Origin of the sequence: Olivibacter sp. 47, from assembly GCF_030372825.1 — a bacterium.
GTDB lineage: Bacteria > Bacteroidota > Bacteroidia > Sphingobacteriales > Sphingobacteriaceae > Olivibacter > Olivibacter oleidegradans.
Genome location: NZ_JAUCNR010000006.1, coordinates 1 through 1,584, shown reverse-complemented (window position 1 = coordinate 1,584; position 1,584 = coordinate 1). Strand labels below are relative to the sequence as shown.

The following is a 1,584-nucleotide window of genomic DNA, read 5'->3' as shown; positions in this document are numbered from 1 at the left end:
TGCAAGGTTCTACGATCCGGTGATCGGTAGGTGGGGAAACGTGGATCCTTTGGCTGAAAGCTTCGAATCACATTCACCGTACAATTACGGGCTGAACAATCCGATTATATTCAATGAGAAACTTTAAGATATTAATGTTACTAATACTCAATATAATTTGGATTTCTTGCTCGATAAGCAGCCGTTTCGTTCCGATAAATGTATATGCTCAACCGGGGATGTTTGGAGCTGATGTCAACCGAGCAATGTCGGTACAAAATCTCCGGTTCAACACATTGAATTATGCAAATAGGGCTTGGGTGTACAATGGCGAAAGCCTCCCTCAACATAAGTATACATATGATGTGGAACTGAAAGATGGGACAAAAGAGAAGATCAGCTCAAAAATTTATATGGATACAGTGACCCGCCAAGCCTATTTGCTTAGGTTGGACACAAAAAAAAGGGAAGGAAATCAACAGATCCAAGCGGGCGTATCTATGCGGCACAAACGCGATACATCAGTAGAAGAATCGGCATAGGCGTGTTGGAGCATTTTGGAATTGCAACAGACAGCTGCTGGCTGTTTCGCGTTAACCATGGGCGTTTAAAAGCCTACTCTTTTCTTTCCGAAAGGGTCGGCCTTGACAGTTTTTATTTGACAGCTTTCCAAGTGGAGGATGGTCCGATCCAGGCATTTGACATTAAGGAATTGGAGAAAATAATTGCTGATCATCCAAAGGCTATGAAGGCGTTCCGCAAGAAAGATTATTATAAAGCAATCCTTACTTTTAATAGATAGCTGACAAAATAGGCAAAGCTAATCTTCCGTGCAAAAGATATTTTGCGACACAGATGTGATGATTGAGTATTTCGACGACAAGAGCTTCCGGAAATCAAATAGTGAATCAAGATCAGCTGTTTCGTCGAATTGGTATCGTAGTTCTTTCGTGATTCCTCTATTTTTCGAGTTTTAGTTCTGTATGTGATGAAAGCATATTGCGCAGTTAGACAAATGCCTTTACTAAACGGATACTGAATTGTGTAGCTAAGGTACTTTTTAGTACATTCGCCAACATTAAAACTCCATGCTCGGTATATGCATATGGATTTGTTTGAGTGTTTAAGACTTTCGAACCGGTCACAAATTGTGACCAGTTCATTTTTCCCTTGAGACGTAAGTTGAAAACGAAAGTCTTGTTCCTTTTAACTGCTTGATATCGGCTATTTCTAAACGGATGTCCGTAGTGCCCATAATAGCGGTACGGAATTGATTAAATATGTGCATAATACGAATGTTTACCTGTATCGCAAGTTGACCCATTCTTCCTTGGTTAATTTGAAACATAAAGTCTTCGGGAAATCGCTCTATATTGCGTCTAACGGCTTGATTTAGCACCTTTGTTTGTACACCGTATAAAGTAGATAAGTCGCTGTCTAACATCACGCTGTGTCCACGTATCGAATAGAACCCGCTTAGCCTTTTTCCGAAAAGCCGATTTAAACCGAAAGAAAAATTAGCCCGTTGTTACAATTCGTCATTTGCAAGAATAAGTCGAATTAGCTTTATTTAACTTTCTTTGTCAGTTTTAAACAATCAAACTA

At 39.7% G+C, this 1,584-nt stretch carries 3 protein-coding genes; 2 read left to right on the top strand and 1 reads right to left on the bottom strand.

Annotated features, from left to right (window positions below; all coding sequences use genetic code 11):
• On the top strand, positions 1-127 hold a 127-nt coding region (locus QT327_RS28025), incomplete at its 5' end, for an RHS repeat-associated core domain-containing protein (protein WP_289554485.1).
• A 7-nt stretch (positions 128-134) separates the two neighbouring features.
• Positions 135-521 carry a hypothetical protein gene (locus QT327_RS28020; protein ID WP_289554483.1) on the top strand — a complete coding sequence of 129 codons (387 nt, stop codon included), beginning with the start codon at positions 135-137 and terminating at the stop codon, positions 519-521.
• A 617-nt stretch (positions 522-1,138) separates the two neighbouring features.
• On the opposite strand, the gene QT327_RS28015 is transcribed toward QT327_RS28020, so the two are convergent.
• Positions 1,139-1,423, bottom strand: a complete 285-nt coding sequence (locus tag QT327_RS28015; RefSeq protein WP_502910555.1) for an ORF6N domain-containing protein — start codon at positions 1,421-1,423, stop codon at positions 1,139-1,141.
• Between the last annotated feature and the right edge of the window lie 161 nt (positions 1,424-1,584).

Bases quoted from the DNA above. Each gene is read 5' to 3' on its own strand.
- QT327_RS28015 (WP_502910555.1), bottom strand. From the start codon at position 1,423: ATGTTAGACAGCGACTTATCTACTTTATACGGTGTACAAACAAAGGTG.
- QT327_RS28020 (WP_289554483.1), top strand. From the start codon at position 135: ATGTTACTAATACTCAATATAATTTGGATTTCTTGCTCGATAAGCAGC.